At 55.5% G+C, this 16,614-nt stretch carries 14 protein-coding genes; 8 read left to right on the plus strand and 6 right to left on the minus strand.

The window, feature by feature from the left end; all coding sequences use genetic code 11:
• Positions 1-312 precede the first annotated feature (312 nt).
• Positions 313-933 carry a 30S ribosomal protein S4 gene (gene rpsD / locus BUC32_RS02055; protein WP_073248902.1) on the plus strand — a complete coding sequence of 207 codons (621 nt, stop codon included), beginning with the start codon at positions 313-315 and terminating at the stop codon, positions 931-933.
• A gap of 69 nt (positions 934-1,002) precedes the next feature.
• Here the strand turns inward: rpsD and BUC32_RS02060 are convergent, their stop codons facing one another.
• Complete coding sequence (locus BUC32_RS02060; protein ID WP_083599208.1) at positions 1,003-1,755, minus strand: L,D-transpeptidase; 753 nt, start codon at positions 1,753-1,755, stop codon at positions 1,003-1,005.
• 277 nt (positions 1,756-2,032) lie between these two features.
• Between BUC32_RS02060 and hisC the strand changes: the two genes are divergently transcribed.
• Genes hisC through BUC32_RS02075 form a run of 3 tightly spaced genes read left to right on the plus strand, consistent with a single transcriptional unit; the run spans position 2,033 to position 4,910 of the window.
• Complete coding sequence (gene hisC / locus BUC32_RS02065; protein ID WP_073248904.1) at positions 2,033-3,118, plus strand: histidinol-phosphate transaminase; 1,086 nt, start codon at positions 2,033-2,035, stop codon at positions 3,116-3,118.
• A complete protein-coding gene (locus BUC32_RS02070) occupies positions 3,115-4,041 on the plus strand; it encodes a prephenate/arogenate dehydrogenase family protein (RefSeq protein ID WP_073248906.1) in 927 nt (308 codons plus the stop codon). The genes hisC and BUC32_RS02070 overlap by 4 nt, the downstream gene beginning before the upstream one ends.
• Positions 4,038-4,910, plus strand: coding sequence for an extensin-like domain-containing protein (locus BUC32_RS02075; RefSeq protein WP_245815121.1), 873 nt, complete (start codon positions 4,038-4,040; stop codon positions 4,908-4,910). The genes BUC32_RS02070 and BUC32_RS02075 overlap by 4 nt, the downstream gene beginning before the upstream one ends.
• Here the strand turns inward: BUC32_RS02075 and BUC32_RS02080 are convergent.
• Positions 4,907-5,902 (minus strand): DUF2125 domain-containing protein, encoded by a 996-nt coding sequence (locus tag BUC32_RS02080; RefSeq protein ID WP_073248908.1) that lies wholly within the window; start codon positions 5,900-5,902, stop codon positions 4,907-4,909. The genes BUC32_RS02075 and BUC32_RS02080 overlap by 4 nt on opposite strands.
• Before the next feature lie 66 nt (positions 5,903-5,968).
• Between BUC32_RS02080 and BUC32_RS02085 the strand changes: the two genes are divergently transcribed.
• The 3 genes from BUC32_RS02085 (at position 5,969) to BUC32_RS02095 (ending at position 9,817) form a co-directional block, all read left to right on the plus strand.
• Positions 5,969-6,499: a gamma-glutamylcyclotransferase gene (locus BUC32_RS02085; RefSeq protein ID WP_073248910.1), complete on the plus strand. Its 531-nt coding sequence runs from the start codon at positions 5,969-5,971 to the stop codon at positions 6,497-6,499.
• Between the two features lie 108 nt (positions 6,500-6,607).
• On the plus strand, positions 6,608-7,804 hold the full coding sequence (locus tag BUC32_RS02090) for a biopolymer transporter ExbB (protein ID WP_073248912.1): 1,197 nt from the start codon (positions 6,608-6,610) through the stop codon (positions 7,802-7,804).
• A gap of 3 nt (positions 7,805-7,807) precedes the next feature.
• Positions 7,808-9,817 (plus strand): peptidoglycan -binding protein, encoded by a 2,010-nt coding sequence (locus BUC32_RS02095; RefSeq protein ID WP_073248914.1) that lies wholly within the window; start codon positions 7,808-7,810, stop codon positions 9,815-9,817.
• On the opposite strand, the gene BUC32_RS02100 is transcribed toward BUC32_RS02095, so the two are convergent.
• The 4 genes from BUC32_RS02100 to gloB all read right to left on the minus strand — a co-directional run bounded on the left by BUC32_RS02100 (position 9,814) and on the right by gloB (position 15,507).
• On the minus strand, positions 9,814-11,223 hold the full coding sequence (locus BUC32_RS02100) for an FAD-binding oxidoreductase (protein ID WP_073248916.1): 1,410 nt from the start codon (positions 11,221-11,223) through the stop codon (positions 9,814-9,816). The two genes, BUC32_RS02095 and BUC32_RS02100, sit on opposite strands and share 4 nt — an antisense overlap.
• A gap of 62 nt (positions 11,224-11,285) precedes the next feature.
• Positions 11,286-12,164 (minus strand): M23 family metallopeptidase, encoded by an 879-nt coding sequence (locus tag BUC32_RS02105; protein ID WP_245815122.1) that lies wholly within the window; start codon positions 12,162-12,164, stop codon positions 11,286-11,288.
• Between the two features lie 86 nt (positions 12,165-12,250).
• Entirely contained in the window at positions 12,251-14,572 is a 2,322-nt protein-coding gene (gene clpA / locus BUC32_RS02110; RefSeq protein ID WP_073248920.1) for an ATP-dependent Clp protease ATP-binding subunit ClpA, read from the minus strand.
• Between the two features lie 167 nt (positions 14,573-14,739).
• Entirely contained in the window at positions 14,740-15,507 is a 768-nt protein-coding gene (gene gloB / locus BUC32_RS02115; protein WP_083599227.1) for a hydroxyacylglutathione hydrolase, read from the minus strand.
• A 61-nt stretch (positions 15,508-15,568) separates the two neighbouring features.
• On the opposite strand from gloB, the gene BUC32_RS02120 reads away from it, so the two are divergent.
• Positions 15,569-16,309 carry a class I SAM-dependent methyltransferase gene (locus BUC32_RS02120; protein WP_073248924.1) on the plus strand — a complete coding sequence of 247 codons (741 nt, stop codon included), beginning with the start codon at positions 15,569-15,571 and terminating at the stop codon, positions 16,307-16,309.
• Positions 16,310-16,614 lie beyond the last annotated feature (305 nt).

Consider the following 16,614-nt stretch of genomic DNA (forward strand, 5'->3'; position numbering starts at 1 on the left):
AACGGTCGGTCTCTATCTTTGTGCACCTCTCGAAGCGCCTTTTATGTGTTTCCTGTAATGGGCTTTGTGCGGGTCGCTGTCATTGGCGCACCCGTAGAGAAAGCAACCTTTGTACCGTGGAGCACTCCATTGCCCTAAACTCGCTCGCTATTCACTTGACTCCCTGACGTACTCCTATATACGCGCGGCTTCATTGGTGTTGGTGGCCCTCGCAAGAGGATTCCTGTCATGTCGCAAGACAAGAGGACAACGCCCTTCATAGTCGCCCATTCCGCCACGGTTTGAGCGTCGACCTAAAGAAGGATATCAGCCGTGACTAAGCGTACGTCTGCCAAGTATAAAATTGATCGCCGCATGGGCGAAAACATTTGGGGTCGCCCCAAATCCCCAGTCAACCGTCGTGAATATGGCCCCGGCCAGCACGGTCAGCGCCGCAAGGGCAAATTGTCTGACTTTGGTATTCAGCTGCGCGCCAAGCAAAAGCTGAAAGGTTACTACGGCGACCTGACCGAGAAACAATTCCGTCGCATCTATGGCGAAGCCGAGCGTGTTAAAGGCGACACCGGTGAAAACCTGATTGGTCTGCTCGAGCGTCGTTTGGACGCCGTTGTGTATCGTGCCAAATTTGTTGCCACAGTCTTCGCTGCACGTCAGTTCGTGAACCACGGCCACGTCAAAGTGAACGGCAAGAAAGTGAACATTCCATCGTACCGCGTCAAAGAAGGCGACGTTATTGAAGTTCGTGACCGCTCTAAGCAGCTGGCAGTTGTTCTGGAAGCTGCCGCTCTGCCAGAGCGTGACGTTCCGGATTACATGGACGTTGACCACTCAAAAATGACCGCCACTTTCGTGCGCACCCCGAACCTGGGCGATGTGCCATACCCGGTCTTGATGGAGCCCAACCTGGTGGTTGAATTCTACGCGAAGAACTAAATCTTCGCCGATCTTGAAAATTGCAGAAAACCCGCAGCCGCCGCGCTGCGGGTTTTTTCTTTGGTGGTGCTATTCGCTTTCGGATTTGCGCTTTTCTTCCGCTTCAACTGCGGCATAGATAGCCTCGGGGTCCACGATTTTGGGTGGCATCTCGACTCCGCGGTTCGCCAATTCTTCGCCTTCCATCGCAACGGATTCGTCATAGGTTCGCACAACAACATTTGTGCCCAACTCTATCTGGTCGGCCAAATGGATCACGTCCTGATTAAACATCCGGATACATCCCGCTGAATTGGCATTGCCAATGGACTCCATGTCATTCGTGCCGTGGATGCGGTACCTTGTGTCTTTGCCGCCGCGATAAAGGTACAACGCCCGTGCGCCCAACGGGCTGGCGACGCCACCTGGAATGCCACCCGCAAATGGGCCGTAAACCTCGGGTTCACTGCGCAGCATGTTCTTAGTGGGTGTCCAACCGGGCCACTGTTCTTTGCGCCGGATCGTTGCGTTCCCACGAAAACCGCGCCCCTCGCGCCCTACGGCGACCGGATATCGCGTGGCCTTGCCGCCTTCCTCGACTAGGTAGAGAAATTTGGCAAATGGATCGACAACGATGGTGCCGGGGGCCTCTTCGCCGACATACACGACATCTGCGCGTCGGTTGGGGGCTTCGAGAAAGCTGGCGGGTACTTCCGGTAGAGTAATGTCACCGTCGGTCTGAGCGGCATAAATGCCCGCTGTTTCAGATGGTGGTGTCGCGCAGGCGGCGATCAATGTCAGGCAGCAACAGGCGAAGAACCCTCGGATTAAACTTCTTGTCATAAAAACAGCTCCGGAAACTTTGTGGCAAGGTGGCGGTCACCTCCCCCGGTGCCGCTGCGTCAATTTCAGGTTACGTGCATCTTTGAAGCGGCAGCAAGTGTTGTGTGCGTAATGGTTGCGATATACTGGCCTTAACGGCTGGGTTTCCAAGCCCATTGCCTGCGAACTGTGCGAAAAGGCGTGACCCCAAAAGCGCAAATCGCTCCTCTGACGATTTTACAATCTTTCAAAGCAAGGGGCGCGACGCTAGAACCCAAGCGAAGCAGGAGTTTTTAGTATGTCTCGCATTACCCCACAACCTGGGATCATGGATATTGAGCTTTATGTCGGTGGCAAAGCCACAGTCGAAGGCGTGTCGGACGTTGTTAAACTGTCGTCCAACGAAAACCCCTATGGCTGTTCGGATGCTGCCAAAGCAGTGCATGCCAAATCGGGGCACAACTTGCATCGCTATCCAAGCACCGATCACAGTGACTTGCGCGTAGTGATTGGTGAAGTGCATGGGCTAGATGCGAGCCGGATCATCTGTGGTGCGGGTTCTGATGAAATCCTACAGTTCATCACGCAGTGTTACGCCGGTGTGGGCGATGAGGTTGTCTATACCGAACATGGGTTCTCCATGTATCCGATCCTCGCCAGAATGGTGGGCGCAAAACCCGTCAAAGTGGCCGAGCGCGAGCGGGTTGTGGATGTAGATGCTATTTTGGCTGCCTGCACAAAGAAGACCAAAATCGTCTTTATCGCCAATCCGGCGAACCCGACAGGGACGATGGTGGGAGGTAATGAAATGGCTCGCCTTGCTGACAGTCTGCCGGATGGGTGCATTTTGGTGCAGGATGGGGCTTATGCTGAGTTTGTGGATGGCTTTGACGGCGGCGCGTCACTGATTGAATCCCGTGACAATGTGGTCATGACCCGGACTTTCTCAAAAATATACGGATTGGGCGGTTTGCGCATCGGCTGGGGCTATGGCCCGCAAGCGATGATTGATGTGCTCAACCGAGTGCGTCAGCCGTTCAATTTATCGACTGTTCAGCTTTCCGTAGCAGAAGCGGCCATGCGCGATCAGGCATTTGTTGCGAAATGCCGCGCTGACAACGCACGAATGCGCGCCTGGTTGGCCGAAGCTTTGGCTGAATTGGGTGTGCCATCGGATACGTCTTGTGCGAACTTCATTCTGGCGCGCTTTGTGGATCAGGCCGAAGCGGAGGCCTGCGATGATTACCTAAAATCTCAAGGGCTGCTGGTTCGGCGTGTAACCGGATACGGTCTACCCAATTGTCTGCGGATTACTGTGGGCGACGAGGCAAGCTGTCGCCGGGTGGCCCATGCCGTCGGACAGTTTAAAGGTGGTGCACGATGACAAAACCTGTCTACGGGCGCGTTGCACTGATTGGGCTGGGCCTGATCGCGTCGTCCATGTTCTGGGCGATCAAACGGGCTGGTCTGGCAGGGGAAGTTACGGGTTATGCTCGGTCGCAGGAGACCCGCGACACCGCGCGCAAAATCGGCCTTTGTGATCGGGTTTGCGAAAGTGCCGCCGAGGCTGCTGAAGGCGCTGATCTGGTGGTTCTCTGCGTGCCGGTCGGCGCAATGGGCGGTGTGGCGCAAGAGATCTCACCGGTCTTGAAGCCCGGTGCAACCGTATCTGACGTGGGCTCGGTCAAACGCGCAGTGATTGATGCCGTTGCACCGCATTTGCCTGAGGCTGTGCATTTTGTACCTGCGCACCCACTGGCAGGGACTGAGCATTCGGGGCCGCAATCCGGGTTTGCCGAACTTTATGACAACCGTTGGTGTATTGTGGTTCCGGCGGATGACGACACAGATGCTGAAGCGGTGGCGCGGTTGCGCTCTCTTTGGGAGGGCATGGGGGCCAATGTCGACCAGATGGATGCCGATCACCATGATCTGGTGTTGGCTGTTACATCACATGCGCCTCACCTGATTGCCTATACGATGGTTGGCGTCGCCGATGATCTGCGCCGGGTGACTGACAGTGAAGTTATCAAATACTCGGCTGCGGGATTTCGCGACTTTACCCGTATCGCGGCCTCTGACCCGACGATGTGGCGAGACGTGTTCTTGAATAACAAAGAGGCCACGTTGGAAATTCTTGGGCGGTTTACCGAAGAATTGTTTGCCCTGCAGCGCGCCATTCGGACTGGTGATGGCGATCACTTGTTTGACTACTTCACCCACACACGTGCAATCCGTCGCGGTATCATTGAGGCCGGACAGGACACCGACGCGCCAGATTTTGGGCGCGGTGCGAAGAAGCCGTGATCCGCTGGGCTGGTATTGTAGTTTTGCTGCTGACCTCTGTTGCGCAGGCCAACGCGCCAGCGTCTTCACGGCGACCCGTCGCGCGCGAAGATGTATTTCCCGCAGCACTGCCCAGCCTCGCCCCTGAAAGATCGTTACGCCCCAAGAAACGCTCTTATGCTGTGCAGCGTCGGGCGCAAATGGCCGGCGCCGCTACCACTGCGGTCGTCGCAACGCCAAAACAAACGGCGCCTAAACCCGCAGCCCAACCCCAGATGAATTCAGCGCGCTCTGCTGTGGCTCCCGCGCGAGACGCTGAACCCATCGTTTCAGCCCGGCGCAAAGGCACCAAAGACTCAGGCATCGGCAAAGTCTGCAAAGACCGCAAGCTTAAGGGGGCCAAAGTCGGTAAGGTTCCGGGAAAGCTGAACGGTTGCGGGATCAAAAAAGGCGCCATCAAACTCTATTCTGTGTCGGGGGTCACACTAAGTCAGCCTGTGGTGATGGAATGCGACACCGCCAAAGCTTTGAAAAAATGGGTCGAAGGCGGGATGGATAAATCCGTTGGTCGGTATGGTGGTGGCGTTGTTGAGCTGAAAGTGGCGGCAGGCTATTCTTGCCGGACCCGCAATTCACGTCCCGGTGCCAAGATTTCGGAGCACGGCAAGGGGCGCGCCATCGATATCTCTGGCTTTGAACTCAAAAATGGCAACACCATCTCGGTCCTGAATGACTGGAGCCGCGGAAAAAAGGGGCGCATCCTCAAAAAGATGCACAAAGAAGCCTGCGGACCGTTTGGAACAGTTCTCGGCCCCAAGGCTGATCGCTATCACAAAGATCATTTCCACTTTGATGTCGCCAAACATCGCGGCGGTTCTTACTGCCGCTAGCGTAAAACCAGGCGAGGTGCGGGTGCGATGGGGATTGGGCCAATCCGGATTGTACCACTTTTGAAATTGAGCGGAATATCGAGGGTTCTGGGGTTGCCCGAAATACCGGCCAGCAATTCCAAACCCTGTTCAATCGCATCAAGCACACTTGCTGGTATTTGATCCGAACTACGGGCCACCGAGATAATCTCGCGCCAATTGGTGGCTCGTATAGTGATTTCCCCGGTGGGATATCCTGTGTTGTCGACGCTCACATGGCCCGTGGCCTGCAGATCAAGATTGCCCCAGGCGATTTGTGCATTGGTGATCTCGACGGAAGTTGGCTGAGGGCGCGCATCTTCCAGCGCATGGCGGTCCCAGGAGGCATCGAACCCTACCAGCAGGTCCGCCTGAACGGTTTTGAGGGTTTGGGGTAAAGATTGTCCTGACAGCAAATTGTAAGAAATGGGCGGCGCGAAACCTTCGGCAACCAAGGCAAGACGATAGATGTTTTTTTCTTCGGGTTGTTTGTGCAGAGCCAGCCGCAGCGTGTCTGCCGCCAATTGCCAATCTATCGTAGACTGAACAGCCAGCTTTTCGATTGCGAGGTTTGCACGCTCTAACGGCAAGGATGTATCTGCGCCCAAAACCAATGACGCCTTCATATCGCTGCTGGCGATCTGCAAAGTCTGATCGGGAAAGGCGAGGGTTTGTTCGTGGGGCCAAACCGCAATTACGTGGTTGGGTTTGTAGCTGAGCGCAAATAGCTGAAAGAACGGGGATTGCCAGGCCACGCCCGTTTCCGGATCGGCCAGTGCCAGGTCTGAGAATGTGGTGTCAAACCGATTGGGAAAGCCGTTTACGGAAATATCGGAAACTTCAGCCTGCCAGCCTTCGGATTGGCGAGCGTCAAACCATGCCACAAACCCGGACTTTGCACCCGTTGCCCCGACGAACCAATAGGCCGACCAGCCAAAGGCAGCGACCAGAATGACAATAAGAAGACGTTTCATCGGCTGGGCCCTTTTCCCTAAGTCGTGATTGGTGTTTAACGGCGCAAAACCGCAAGGACCAGAGACATGACAATGTGGGTATTTGGCTACGGCTCGCTGCTGTGGAATCCGGGCTTTGAGTATCGTGAACAAAGCGTGGCGACTTTGCCCGGTTGGCATCGCAGCTTTTGTATGCGCTCGATCCATCATCGCGGGACAGAGAACGACCCTGGACTGGTGTTAGCGCTGGACGCCCAAAGCGATGCCCATTGTCAGGGCGTGGCGTTGTTGGTCGAAGAGGGCCACGAGGCGAAAACGCTGGATTATTTGCGGGAACGCGAATTGATTTCTTCCGCCTACCTCGAAAAAATGCTGGATATTGATCTTGCTGATGGCCGCCGGGTCGAGGCGGTGACCTATGTGATCGATCCGCAGCACGTGCAATATTGCCATCTTGATCTGGAAGAACAGGCCCGGATTATTGCCACTGCCGTCGGCGGGCGAGGGCCCAACACAGACTATCTGCACAACACAGCGTCACACCTGTGGGAGTTGGGAATTGAGGATGATGACCTTGATTGGCTTTCGGCGCGGGTTAAGGCGCTGACAACTGGCTGAAGGCCTGTTTCCCAAAGCGCTCGTTCTGTGCGGTCATAGGGCCTTGGCACATGCGATATGACCCAGTAGGGTAAGCACAGAAAAAACAATGTGTCAGGAGCTGTCCAGATGGACGAGCCAGACCGCAAAGTCGAGCCGTATTTCTCTCACCCGGTCCGCCAGATTCTGCTGATGCTGATCGTGTTGGGGCTGACCGGGGTGCTGTGCTATTTCGCCCTGCCCAGCGTGCTGCCGGTGTTTCAGGCAAACCCGTATTTGAATGGGTTTATTGTTTTCGTTTTCCTGATTGGTGTTCTGGCCTGTTTTGGACAGGTGTTCTCTCTAATTTCATCAGTGAAATGGATCGAAAATTTCGCGATGGAACGCGACGGCATCGACATGTCGACTGCCCCCTCTCTGCTGGCGCCCTTGGCTGCGCTGTTGGGGTCGCGCGCTGCACGTAGCCAAATTGGTACAACTTCGACACGATCCATTTTGGATTCAGTGGCAACCCGTATCGATGAGGGACGTGAAATCACTCGATACCTTGTCAACTTGTTGATTTTTCTGGGACTTTTGGGAACATTCTATGGCCTCGCCACCACTGTTCCCGCGCTTATTGACACCATCCGCAGCCTTGCCCCCCAGGAAGGCGAAGGCGGGATCGACGTCTTTACGCGGTTGATGACTGGGCTTGAGGCCCAGTTAGGCGGCATGGGCGTAGCGTTTGCGTCGTCACTTTTGGGTTTGGCCGGATCATTGATTGTCGGCCTGCTTGAGCTGTTCGCTGGTCATGGCCAAAACCGGTTCTACCGCGAACTGGAAGAATGGCTCAGCACCATCACACGGGTCAGTTTTTCGTCCGGAGACAGCGACGTCGGGATCGAGCAATCCGCCATTGCCAATGTGCTGGATCATATGACCCAGCAGATGGAAGCCTTGCATACGATGTTCGTTCAGAATGCCGACAGCCGGGCGGTAGTGGACGACAAGCTAGGTCGGCTTGCTGACGCGCTTGAAACCATGACCGATCGTATGGAAGCCCAAGCCCCGACAACCCAAGCCTTGTTGCGGGTGGCGGAAGGGCAAGAGCGGTTGATCCATGCGCTGGAAATGCGTCAGGAAAGCGAAGGCGGTATCGACGCGGAAAGCCGAATGCGTCTGCGGTCCATCGACGTCCAAATGCTGCGCATTCTGGAAGAAATTTCCGCAGGCCGTCAGGAAAGTATGGCTGAATTGCGCACGGACCTTGCCGCATTGACCAAGCAATTGCGTCAATTGTCTGCCCCCTCGACCAATCCCGCGGACATGGGCGGGGAGGGCTGACCCATGGCCCTGTCACGGCGCACAGGCCAAAGGTTTCAGGCATCGATCTGGCCTGGTTTCGTGGACGCGATGACGGGTCTTTTGTTGGTGCTGATGTTCGTTTTGACCATTTTTATGGTGGTGCAATTCGTCCTGCGCGAAACCATCACCGGACAGGAAAGCGAGCTGGATACGCTGTCGTCTGAGGTGGCTGCATTAGCGCAGGCTCTTGGGCTCGAACAGGACAAAACAGCAAATCTGGAGACCCAAGTGGGCGGGCTGCGTGCCACGTTGGACGATGAGCATGCCGAGGCTGAACGCCAGTCGGCTATCATTGCAACACTAACTTCGGACTTGGCCACGCGCGAAGGTGACTTGGCCGCCGCACGCACAAGGATCACCAGTTTTGAGGCGCAAGTCGCGACTTTGTTGTCTGAAAAATCAAGGGCTTTGAACGCGATCACCGGGTTGGAAGCCGTCCGCGAAGAGTTGTTGAGTCAACAAGAGGCGCTCAATCTGGCACTGGCAACCGCACGCGGAGAGATTGACGCTCAAAGTGAAGTGGCGCGGCTTTCTGCGGCCAAACGCGAAGCGCTTGAGGCACTGATCGCTGACTTGAACCTGCAAGCGGCCGAACAGAATGCGGCAAATTCTGCGTTGAACACCCGGGTTACCGATCTAGAAAATGAACTGTCGGATGAGGAGATGGCCCGTCTTGCCGAAGCCGCTGCTGCCGAGGCTTTGCGCGCCCGTCTTCAGGATGCGGATGCGGAACTGACGGCGATGACACTGGCGCTTGAAGAGCAACGTCAGCGCGCCGAAGATACGTTGACCATGTTGGCGGCAGCCGAAACGGCAAGGGATGATTTGACCGCGAAACTGGCCGCGGCACTTTTGTCTGGCGAAGCTTCACAAGCTGATTTGGCACGAACTGCCGCAGCGCTTGAAGCCGCTCGGACAGCTCTGGAAGGTACGCAAACGAAATTGGCTGGCAACCAGACTACCTTGCAGAGCACGCAAGCAGAATTGGACGCGGCGCAGGCCATGTTGCTGGGCGCGCAAGGTGACTTGGCCGAGATTACGGATGACAAAGAACGCCTGCAGGCGACCATTCAAGCAGTGGAAGAGCAACTGGCTGCGGCAATCGCGGCGCGCATTGCCGCCGAGGCCCAGATCGGAGACGCCGAACAAGTTCGAGAAGCGCTTGCCGCTGCTTTGGCCGCCAAGCTTGCGGCCGAGCAAGATGCAGATACGGCGCTCACGGCGGCCGATGAACGAGAGGCGCTTTTGGCGGCAGCCAACACGGCGCTGTCCGAAGAGCAGGCAAAATCTGCGGAAAGCTTGCGTGAAGTGGCATTGCTCAACCAACAGGTCGGGGCCTTGCGCACTCAGCTTTCGGGTTTGCAGGCGATATTGGATGATGCCAAGGAACGCGATGCGGCTGCGCAGGTGCAACTTCAGAGTCTTGGCAGTGATTTGAACACCGCCTTGGCGCGAGCAGCCGTAGAAGAACGAAAGCGCCGCGAGCTCGAAGAGGCCGAGCGGATTCGACTTGAGGCAGAGGCCAAAGATTTACAGAAGTTCCGGTCCGAGTTTTTTGGGCGTTTGCGCGAGGTGCTGGCCGATCAGGACGGCGTTCGCATTGTCGGCGATCGGTTTGTGTTTTCGTCAGAGGTACTGTTTGACGTAGGTCGCGCCGATCTTTCCGCGCAAGGTCAGGGCGAGATTGCCAAAGTGGCCGATATCCTGAAACGTGTTTCCAACGATATTCCGGACAGCATCGACTGGATTATTCGTGTTGACGGACACACCGACAATCAGGCGTTTTTCAGTGCGGGGAAATATTCCGACAATTGGGAATTGAGCCAAGGGCGCGCCCTGTCCGTTGTACGTTATATGTCAGGCCCATTGGGCATCCCGCCAGGCCGACTTTCGGCCAACGGCTTCGGCGAGTTCCAACCGCTTGACCCGGCCGACACACCCGAAGCGCGTGCCAAGAATCGCCGTATTGAGATCAAACTGACTGAACGCTAGGTCTCGTCTGGTAAAAGTTTACCGGGGTTCATAATGGCATTGGGATCAAGCTGGCGCTTTATCCCGCGCATAACTTCAAGCGCCACAGGGTCTTTGCGTCGCGCCATGGTTGGCAGCTTCATCAGCCCAATGCCATGTTCCGCACTAAAGCTGCCGCCAAGATCGTCAACGATGTCCTCGATGACTTCGACTATACGGTCGTGTGAAGCGGGGTCATGATTGTCCATCCAAAGTGAGTAATGCACGTTCCCATCCCCCAAATGGGCTATGTAAATTGGCTCGGACCCCGGTGCAGCCTGTGCGGTTTCTGCATTGGCGCGCGACAGGAAAAGGGGGAGCTTTTCCAAAGGCAAAGCGACATCGGTGTCCAATGTCCGGCCCTTTTGTCCAGCGACCTCAAAGGTCGACTCACGCCGCAACCACATCTCAGCGCGCTGGGATTCATTTTGGGCCACCACCGCATCTGTCACTCGACCTTCTTGTATCAAGCCCATTAGGGCGTTTTCCAACATCTCGGTCAGGAACCGGCGATCGCGCTCGGATGTCGCGCCAAGTTCCACCAGAATGGTAACTTCGGGCACAGGATCAAAGACCGGTTGCAGATTTGGCAAGGCCGAGGGCAATAAATCGCAATAGGATTTGGGCATGAACTCAAAGGCTTCAACAGCGCCCCCACTAAGCCGATCAAGAGTGTTCAGCAATCCAAGGGCATCTTCAACGTGATCCATGGCGATCATGGCTGTGGCATATTCCACCGGTAGTGGGACCAGTTTCAGCACCGCTGCTGTGATAACGCCCAACGTGCCTTCGGCACCGATGAATAGGTTTTTCAGATCATACCCTGTGTTGTCTTTATGCAATTCGCTCATCAGGTTCATGACGCGTCCGTCCGCCAAAACGACCTCAAGTCCGAGGCAAAGGTCGCGTGTATTACCATATTTTAAAACGTTCGATCCACCGGCATTGGTTGCCAGATTTCCGCCAATCCGGCAACTGCCCCGTGCGCCAAAAACCAGTGGAAAGCACAAGTCCTCAGCTTCGGCTGCGGCGCGTATGTCGTCCAGAATGGCTCCGGCTTCAACCCGGATGACGTGAGATTGAGGTTTGATCTCAAGAATACGATTCATGCGCTCAACCGTCAGAATGATCGCATTCAGATCCGGGACTGCCATAGTGGCACCGGTCAGACCGGTGTTGCCGCCCATTGGGATCACTGGGACCTTTGCGGTGTTGGCCAGAGACAGGATGCGCGACACTTCGTCGGTTGAGGCCGGGCGGACGACGGCTTGCGAGCGACCTTTATACTGCGGCAGCCATCCATGGTCGTATTTTTCACGTGCCGCATCTCCGCTCAAGACATGGTCGACACCTACTATGGCTTCTAGGCTGGCAATGAAATCTGACATTTGGGCACCCAGGTGGTCGTTATTTGTTGAATGTTTCCGAGCCACGCGGCCCCGTCAAGACATCAATTTACGGTAAGGCTAAGCTGGCTTTGATCGTAGATTTTGTCATCCCGTACAATGGTCACAGTCCCAACATACTCTCCTGCCGCCCACGTGGGGGTTCGGCGTTTTTTACCCGCGGCCTGCATATACAGAGCTTTGGGTTTGCTGATCGCCGTTTCATGGGTAAGCGAAAACCCATTTGGACCGGACATCGTAAACTGAATTTTATCTCCGGCCTGGCTGCCAAAGCCGTGCACATAAAGTACCAAGGCAGGAGCGGAACTTGACAAGGTTACAGTTCCTGCCGCTCCTGATTTTACCTCGTCAAAGGCCGGGACTTTGGTGTCGAAGCCCAATCGTAGAATGCCACCAGCAACATAGGCGGGTGGGTTTTTCCACAAAGTGTCTTCGGGTACGATTTTGCAGGTTCCGTCAGCGCCCGCTGGGGTAAAGGGATCAACCACCTGACCTTTGTGACGCAGCGAGATATGCAAGTGCGGAAACTGAGTTTTACCGCTGAGACCTACGCGCCCTAAGGGATCTCCGGTTCTGACCTTTTGCCCCTTTTGCACGGCAATGCTGCCCAGTTTCATGTGGCAATACTGGGTGACCCAACCTTCCCCATGATCAATCGCAACACCGTTGCCACATTCGCGGCCTTTCACCGAATCCAAAGTGTCCTTGGTGATTGCGACGTCGGGCATCCCGTCCCGGACACCTGTCACAATGCCACCAGATGCAGCCAAAACATTGACGCCGTTTTGCATGTCTTTCAGAGTATACAGGGTGAAATCGGTACCCTTGTGGCCTTCGTAGGTAAGTTTGCCACAGGCAAAATCCAACCAGTCGGCCGAAGGGTCCGCGTCGACATAGTTCTGAATATAGCAGGTTTCGCCCAAAACACAGTCTAAGGGGTGTTCTAAAATTGGCGCGCTCGCAACGGGACAGGCTGCGAGCGCGAAAATCAGGCCTAAGATGCGAAGGATCATTCCGCTGTAAGCAACGGTGGCTTGTCGCCCGTGATCCTCGGTTTGTCCGGACCGCTGAGTTCCAGTTTAAGTTCGCCATCCTTCACCGCGACTTTGACGACGCCGCCCTTGATGAGCTTGCCAAACAGCAACTCCTCAGCCAGAGGCTTTTTGATGTGTTCTTGAATGACTCTGGCTAGAGGGCGAGCGCCCATTTTATCGTCATATCCTTTATCTCCCAGCCAAGCAGCAGCCTTTGGGGTCAGTTCAATAGTCACATTTCGATCCATCAACTGCGCTTCGAGTTGCAAAACGAACTTTTCAACCACTCGCATGATGACCTTTTTCGACAGCGGTGCGAAAGAAATCACGGCATCGAGACGGTTGCGAAATTCTGGCGTGAAAGTGCGTTCTATCGCGGCGGTGTCTTCTCCCTCACGACGGTCGCGGCCAAATCCGATTGCAGATTTCGCCTGCTCTGTGGCCCCGGCATTTGAGGTCATGATCAGGATCACGTTACGGAAATCTACCGTGCGACCGTTGTGATCGGTTAAAGACCCGTGGTCCATCACCTGCAACAGGATGTTGTAGACATCCGGGTGTGCCTTTTCCATTTCATCAAGCAACAGCACACAGTGTGGATGCTGGTCGACACCATCGGTCAGCTGTCCACCTTGGTCGAACCCGACATAGCCCGGAGGCGCACCGATCAGGCGGGAAACGGCGTGTTTCTCCATGTATTCCGACATGTCGAACCGCAGCAGTTCAACCCCAAGCGAGTCTGCCAACTGTTTGGCGACTTCGGTCTTGCCGACTCCGGTTGGTCCGGCAAACAGATAGTTGCCAATGGGCTTTTCGGGCTCTCGCAAGCCCGCCCGCGCCAGCTTGATCGCGCCGGACAGCGCATCGATGGCATCATCCTGACCAAACACCACTCGCTTAAGTGAACGTTCAAGGTCTTTCAAAACCTCCGCGTCGCCTTTGGAGACATTTTTCGGCGGAATCCGCGCAATCTTAGCCACCACGGCTTCGATCTCTTTCACGCCGATGGTTTTGCGGCGCTTCGAGATTGGAACCAAATGCTGAGCTGCGCCAGCCTCATCTATCACATCGATCGCTTTGTCGGGCAGCTTGCGATCATTCATGTAGCGCGCCGACAGCTCGACCGCGATCTTGATCGCCTCGGCCGTGAATTTCACGCTGTGATGTTCTTCGAAGTAAGGTTTCAGGCCTTTAAGGATCTTGATGGTGTCTTCGACAGACGGCTCTTTGACGTCGATCTTCTGGAACCGGCGTGACAGTGCGCGGTCCTTTTCAAAGTGCTGACGGAATTCCTTGTAGGTGGTTGACCCCATGGTGCGCAGTTTGCCACCTTGCAGTGCAGGTTTCAGCAGGTTTGACGCATCCATCGCACCGCCCGAGGTGGCGCCAGCGCCAATCACCGTGTGGATTTCATCGATGAACAGCACGCCATCGGGATGTTCTTCCAATTCGGTGACAACGGCTTTCAGACGCTCTTCAAAGTCGCCGCGATAGCGTGTTCCGGCCAGAAGCGCGCCCATATCCAAAGAAAAGATCGTGGTATTGGCCAGAACTTCGGGGGTATCCCCCTTGACGATTTGATGCGCGAGACCTTCGGCGATGGCGGTTTTACCAACACCGGGGTCGCCCACCAAAAGCGGATTGTTTTTACGTCGGCGGCATAGCACTTGAATACAGCGCTCAACCTCGGAATCGCGCCCGATCAACGGATCAATGTCACCCTTGCGCGCCTTTTCGTTCAGGTCGACGCAGTATTTACCCAGCGCGGTTTCCTTCGCTTCGGCTTCGGTGGCATCGACGGTTTGTTCGTCTTCGAATTCTGCGCCAGATACCGGACGCGCCTCGCCAAAGGCGGGATCCTTGGCAACACCGTGCGCGATATAGTTAACTGCGTCATAGCGGGTCATATCCTGCTCTTGCAGGAAATAGGCCGCATTGGATTCCCGCTCGGCGAAAATAGCCACCAGAACGTTGGCGCCCGTAACCTCGTTGCGACCCGACGACTGTACATGGATTGCGGCGCGTTGGATCACCCGCTGGAAGGCAGCTGTTGGAACGGCCTCGGACCCTTCGATGTCAGTCACCAAGTTTGACAGATCGTCTTCAATGAATCCCACCAGTTCCGCGCGCAGCACGTCTAAGTCGACACTACAGGCGCGTAGCACGCGCACGGCATCAGGTTCCTCGAGCAGAGCCAGAAGAAGATGTTCCAGGGTCGCGAATTCATGTCGGCGTTCATTGGCTTGTGCCAATGCCGCATGGATTGCGTGTTCCAAAGTCGTTGAAAATGAAGGCACTGCTCATGTGCTCCTTCTGATTTTGGGTTGCGGAGGGCACGAGACCCCAAACAACCATGGCCTCTTGGTATTAAAGTTTGGTCTATCTTGGCCGCTCTTCAAGGACTTTCTGCATTTTTCTCATCACTTTTACCGGATTAGGTGTGATTTTGGAGAAAAAGGAGCTCCTAGAAGTTGTCTTTGCGCTTGCGAATTTCTTCAAATACGCGCGCTGGGTCTGCGCCTTGCATGTTCAGATGGGCCTGGATGGCAGGATCTGCGCCTCGCAAGAACGGGTTTGTGGCCAGTTCGTCGGACAGAATCGATGGTACAGTCGGGCGATCTTCTGCGCGCGCTGCAGCGATATCTTCGATCCGGGTTTGCAAGGCGGAATTGTCCGGATCTATGGTCACAGCAAACCGCGCATTGGCTTCGGTGTATTCATGGCCGGAACATACGATTGTGTTCGCAGGAAGGGCCGCAAGTTTGGAAAGGCTGGTCCACATCATGTCCGGGTCGCCTTCAAACAGGCGTCCACAGCCCAAGGCCATCAGGCTATCGGCAGTGAAGACTGCGCCAGTTTCCGGAAGGTAAAACGCGATATGCCCGACAGTATGCCCTGAGACGTCCAGAACTTCGACGATTTCACCTCCAAGGAAGAAACGATCGCCCTCCGACACTTCGAGGTCCAACGGAGGCAGCCTGTGGGCATCAGCCTTGGCGCCAACCACTTGCGCAGGATGGTTTGCCAGAAGGTCACCGAGCCCATCAATATGGTCCCAGTGATGATGTGTCAGAAAGACGTGACTAAGGGTCCAGCCTCTTTGCTGTAGTGCGGCGGAAATCACGCTGGCCTCAGGAACATCGACAACCGCCGTTTCGCCGCTGGCGCCATCGTGAATGAGAAAACTGTAGTTGTCCGACAGGCAGGGCAGGGTGATGATCTCAAGAGGCATGGATTTTTGCTTTTTCGTTGTTATGTTGGGATCAGCTTTGCCGATCATACGGGCGGTTGCAATGCATCTTGATGTGCAGGATTTACGAAACTTCTATTATCGCAGCACTTTGGGGCGCGCGGCTCAGAGGGCTGTCCGTAACGAAATGCTGGAACTCTGGCCCGAAGCCAAGGGGCAAACTGTCGTGGGTTACGGTTTTGCGGTGCCCTTGTTACGCCCTTATCTGGCCGAAGCCCGCCGTGTGATCGGCCTGATGCCTGCGCCTCAAGGGGTGATGCCCTGGCCTGCGGGGATGGCGAATGTTTCGGTGCTCAGCGAAGAGACCATCTGGCCGTTGGAAACCGGACGTGTAGACCGACTGGTGATGATGCATGGGCTTGAGACTTGCGAGCGTCCGGCGGATTTGCTGGACGAGGCTTTTCGCGCACTTGGACCGGGCGGCCGGGCGTTGTTTGTAGTGCCGCATCGCGCCGGCATGTGGGCCAGTAGCGATAAAACCCCGTTTGGGTATGGTCGCCCTTACACAACAGGGCAACTTGAGGCGCAGTTGCGTAAACACGGGTTCATGCCAGAGCGCCACCGCACCACGTTGTTTCAGCCGCCATCGCACAAACGGTTTTGGCGCAAAACCGGGCAGTTCTGGGAAAGTATCGGTAAGACTGTATCACCGGTGATGGCTGGAGGCGTCCTGATGGTCGAGGCCAGCAAACGCGTACATGCACCAACTGGGCCGGGTTTGCGGGACGCAGTGAAGAAGCCGTTGGGAGTATTGGCTCCAAAGCCGGGAGTCGCACCGGTATGATTTCGCTTTGTCTGTTCGACCTGAAAGCAGTTTCCAGCCATCTTCTAAAACCATTCATTTGCGCCTGAACTGGATCGATCAGCCGGTCGATTGGGCCACCTTTAGTGTCGGATTCCAAGCCGGGAATCGCGAAAATGATGGATTTCACAGGCATTTTTTTCTGCCCCTATCGCAGGCAAAGGGTCGCACCTGCGTCAACACCTTAGAAATAAGGGGTTTTCAGAGTTTGAGGAAAAGTTCAAACTATGTTGCTAGGTGGCCTTCCCTCTGTTACATCCACACCGGATTTTACTGCTCCGTTTCGG

Origin of the sequence: Shimia gijangensis (assembly GCF_900142085.1) — a bacterium.
Taxonomy (GTDB): domain Bacteria; phylum Pseudomonadota; class Alphaproteobacteria; order Rhodobacterales; family Rhodobacteraceae; genus Shimia; species Shimia gijangensis.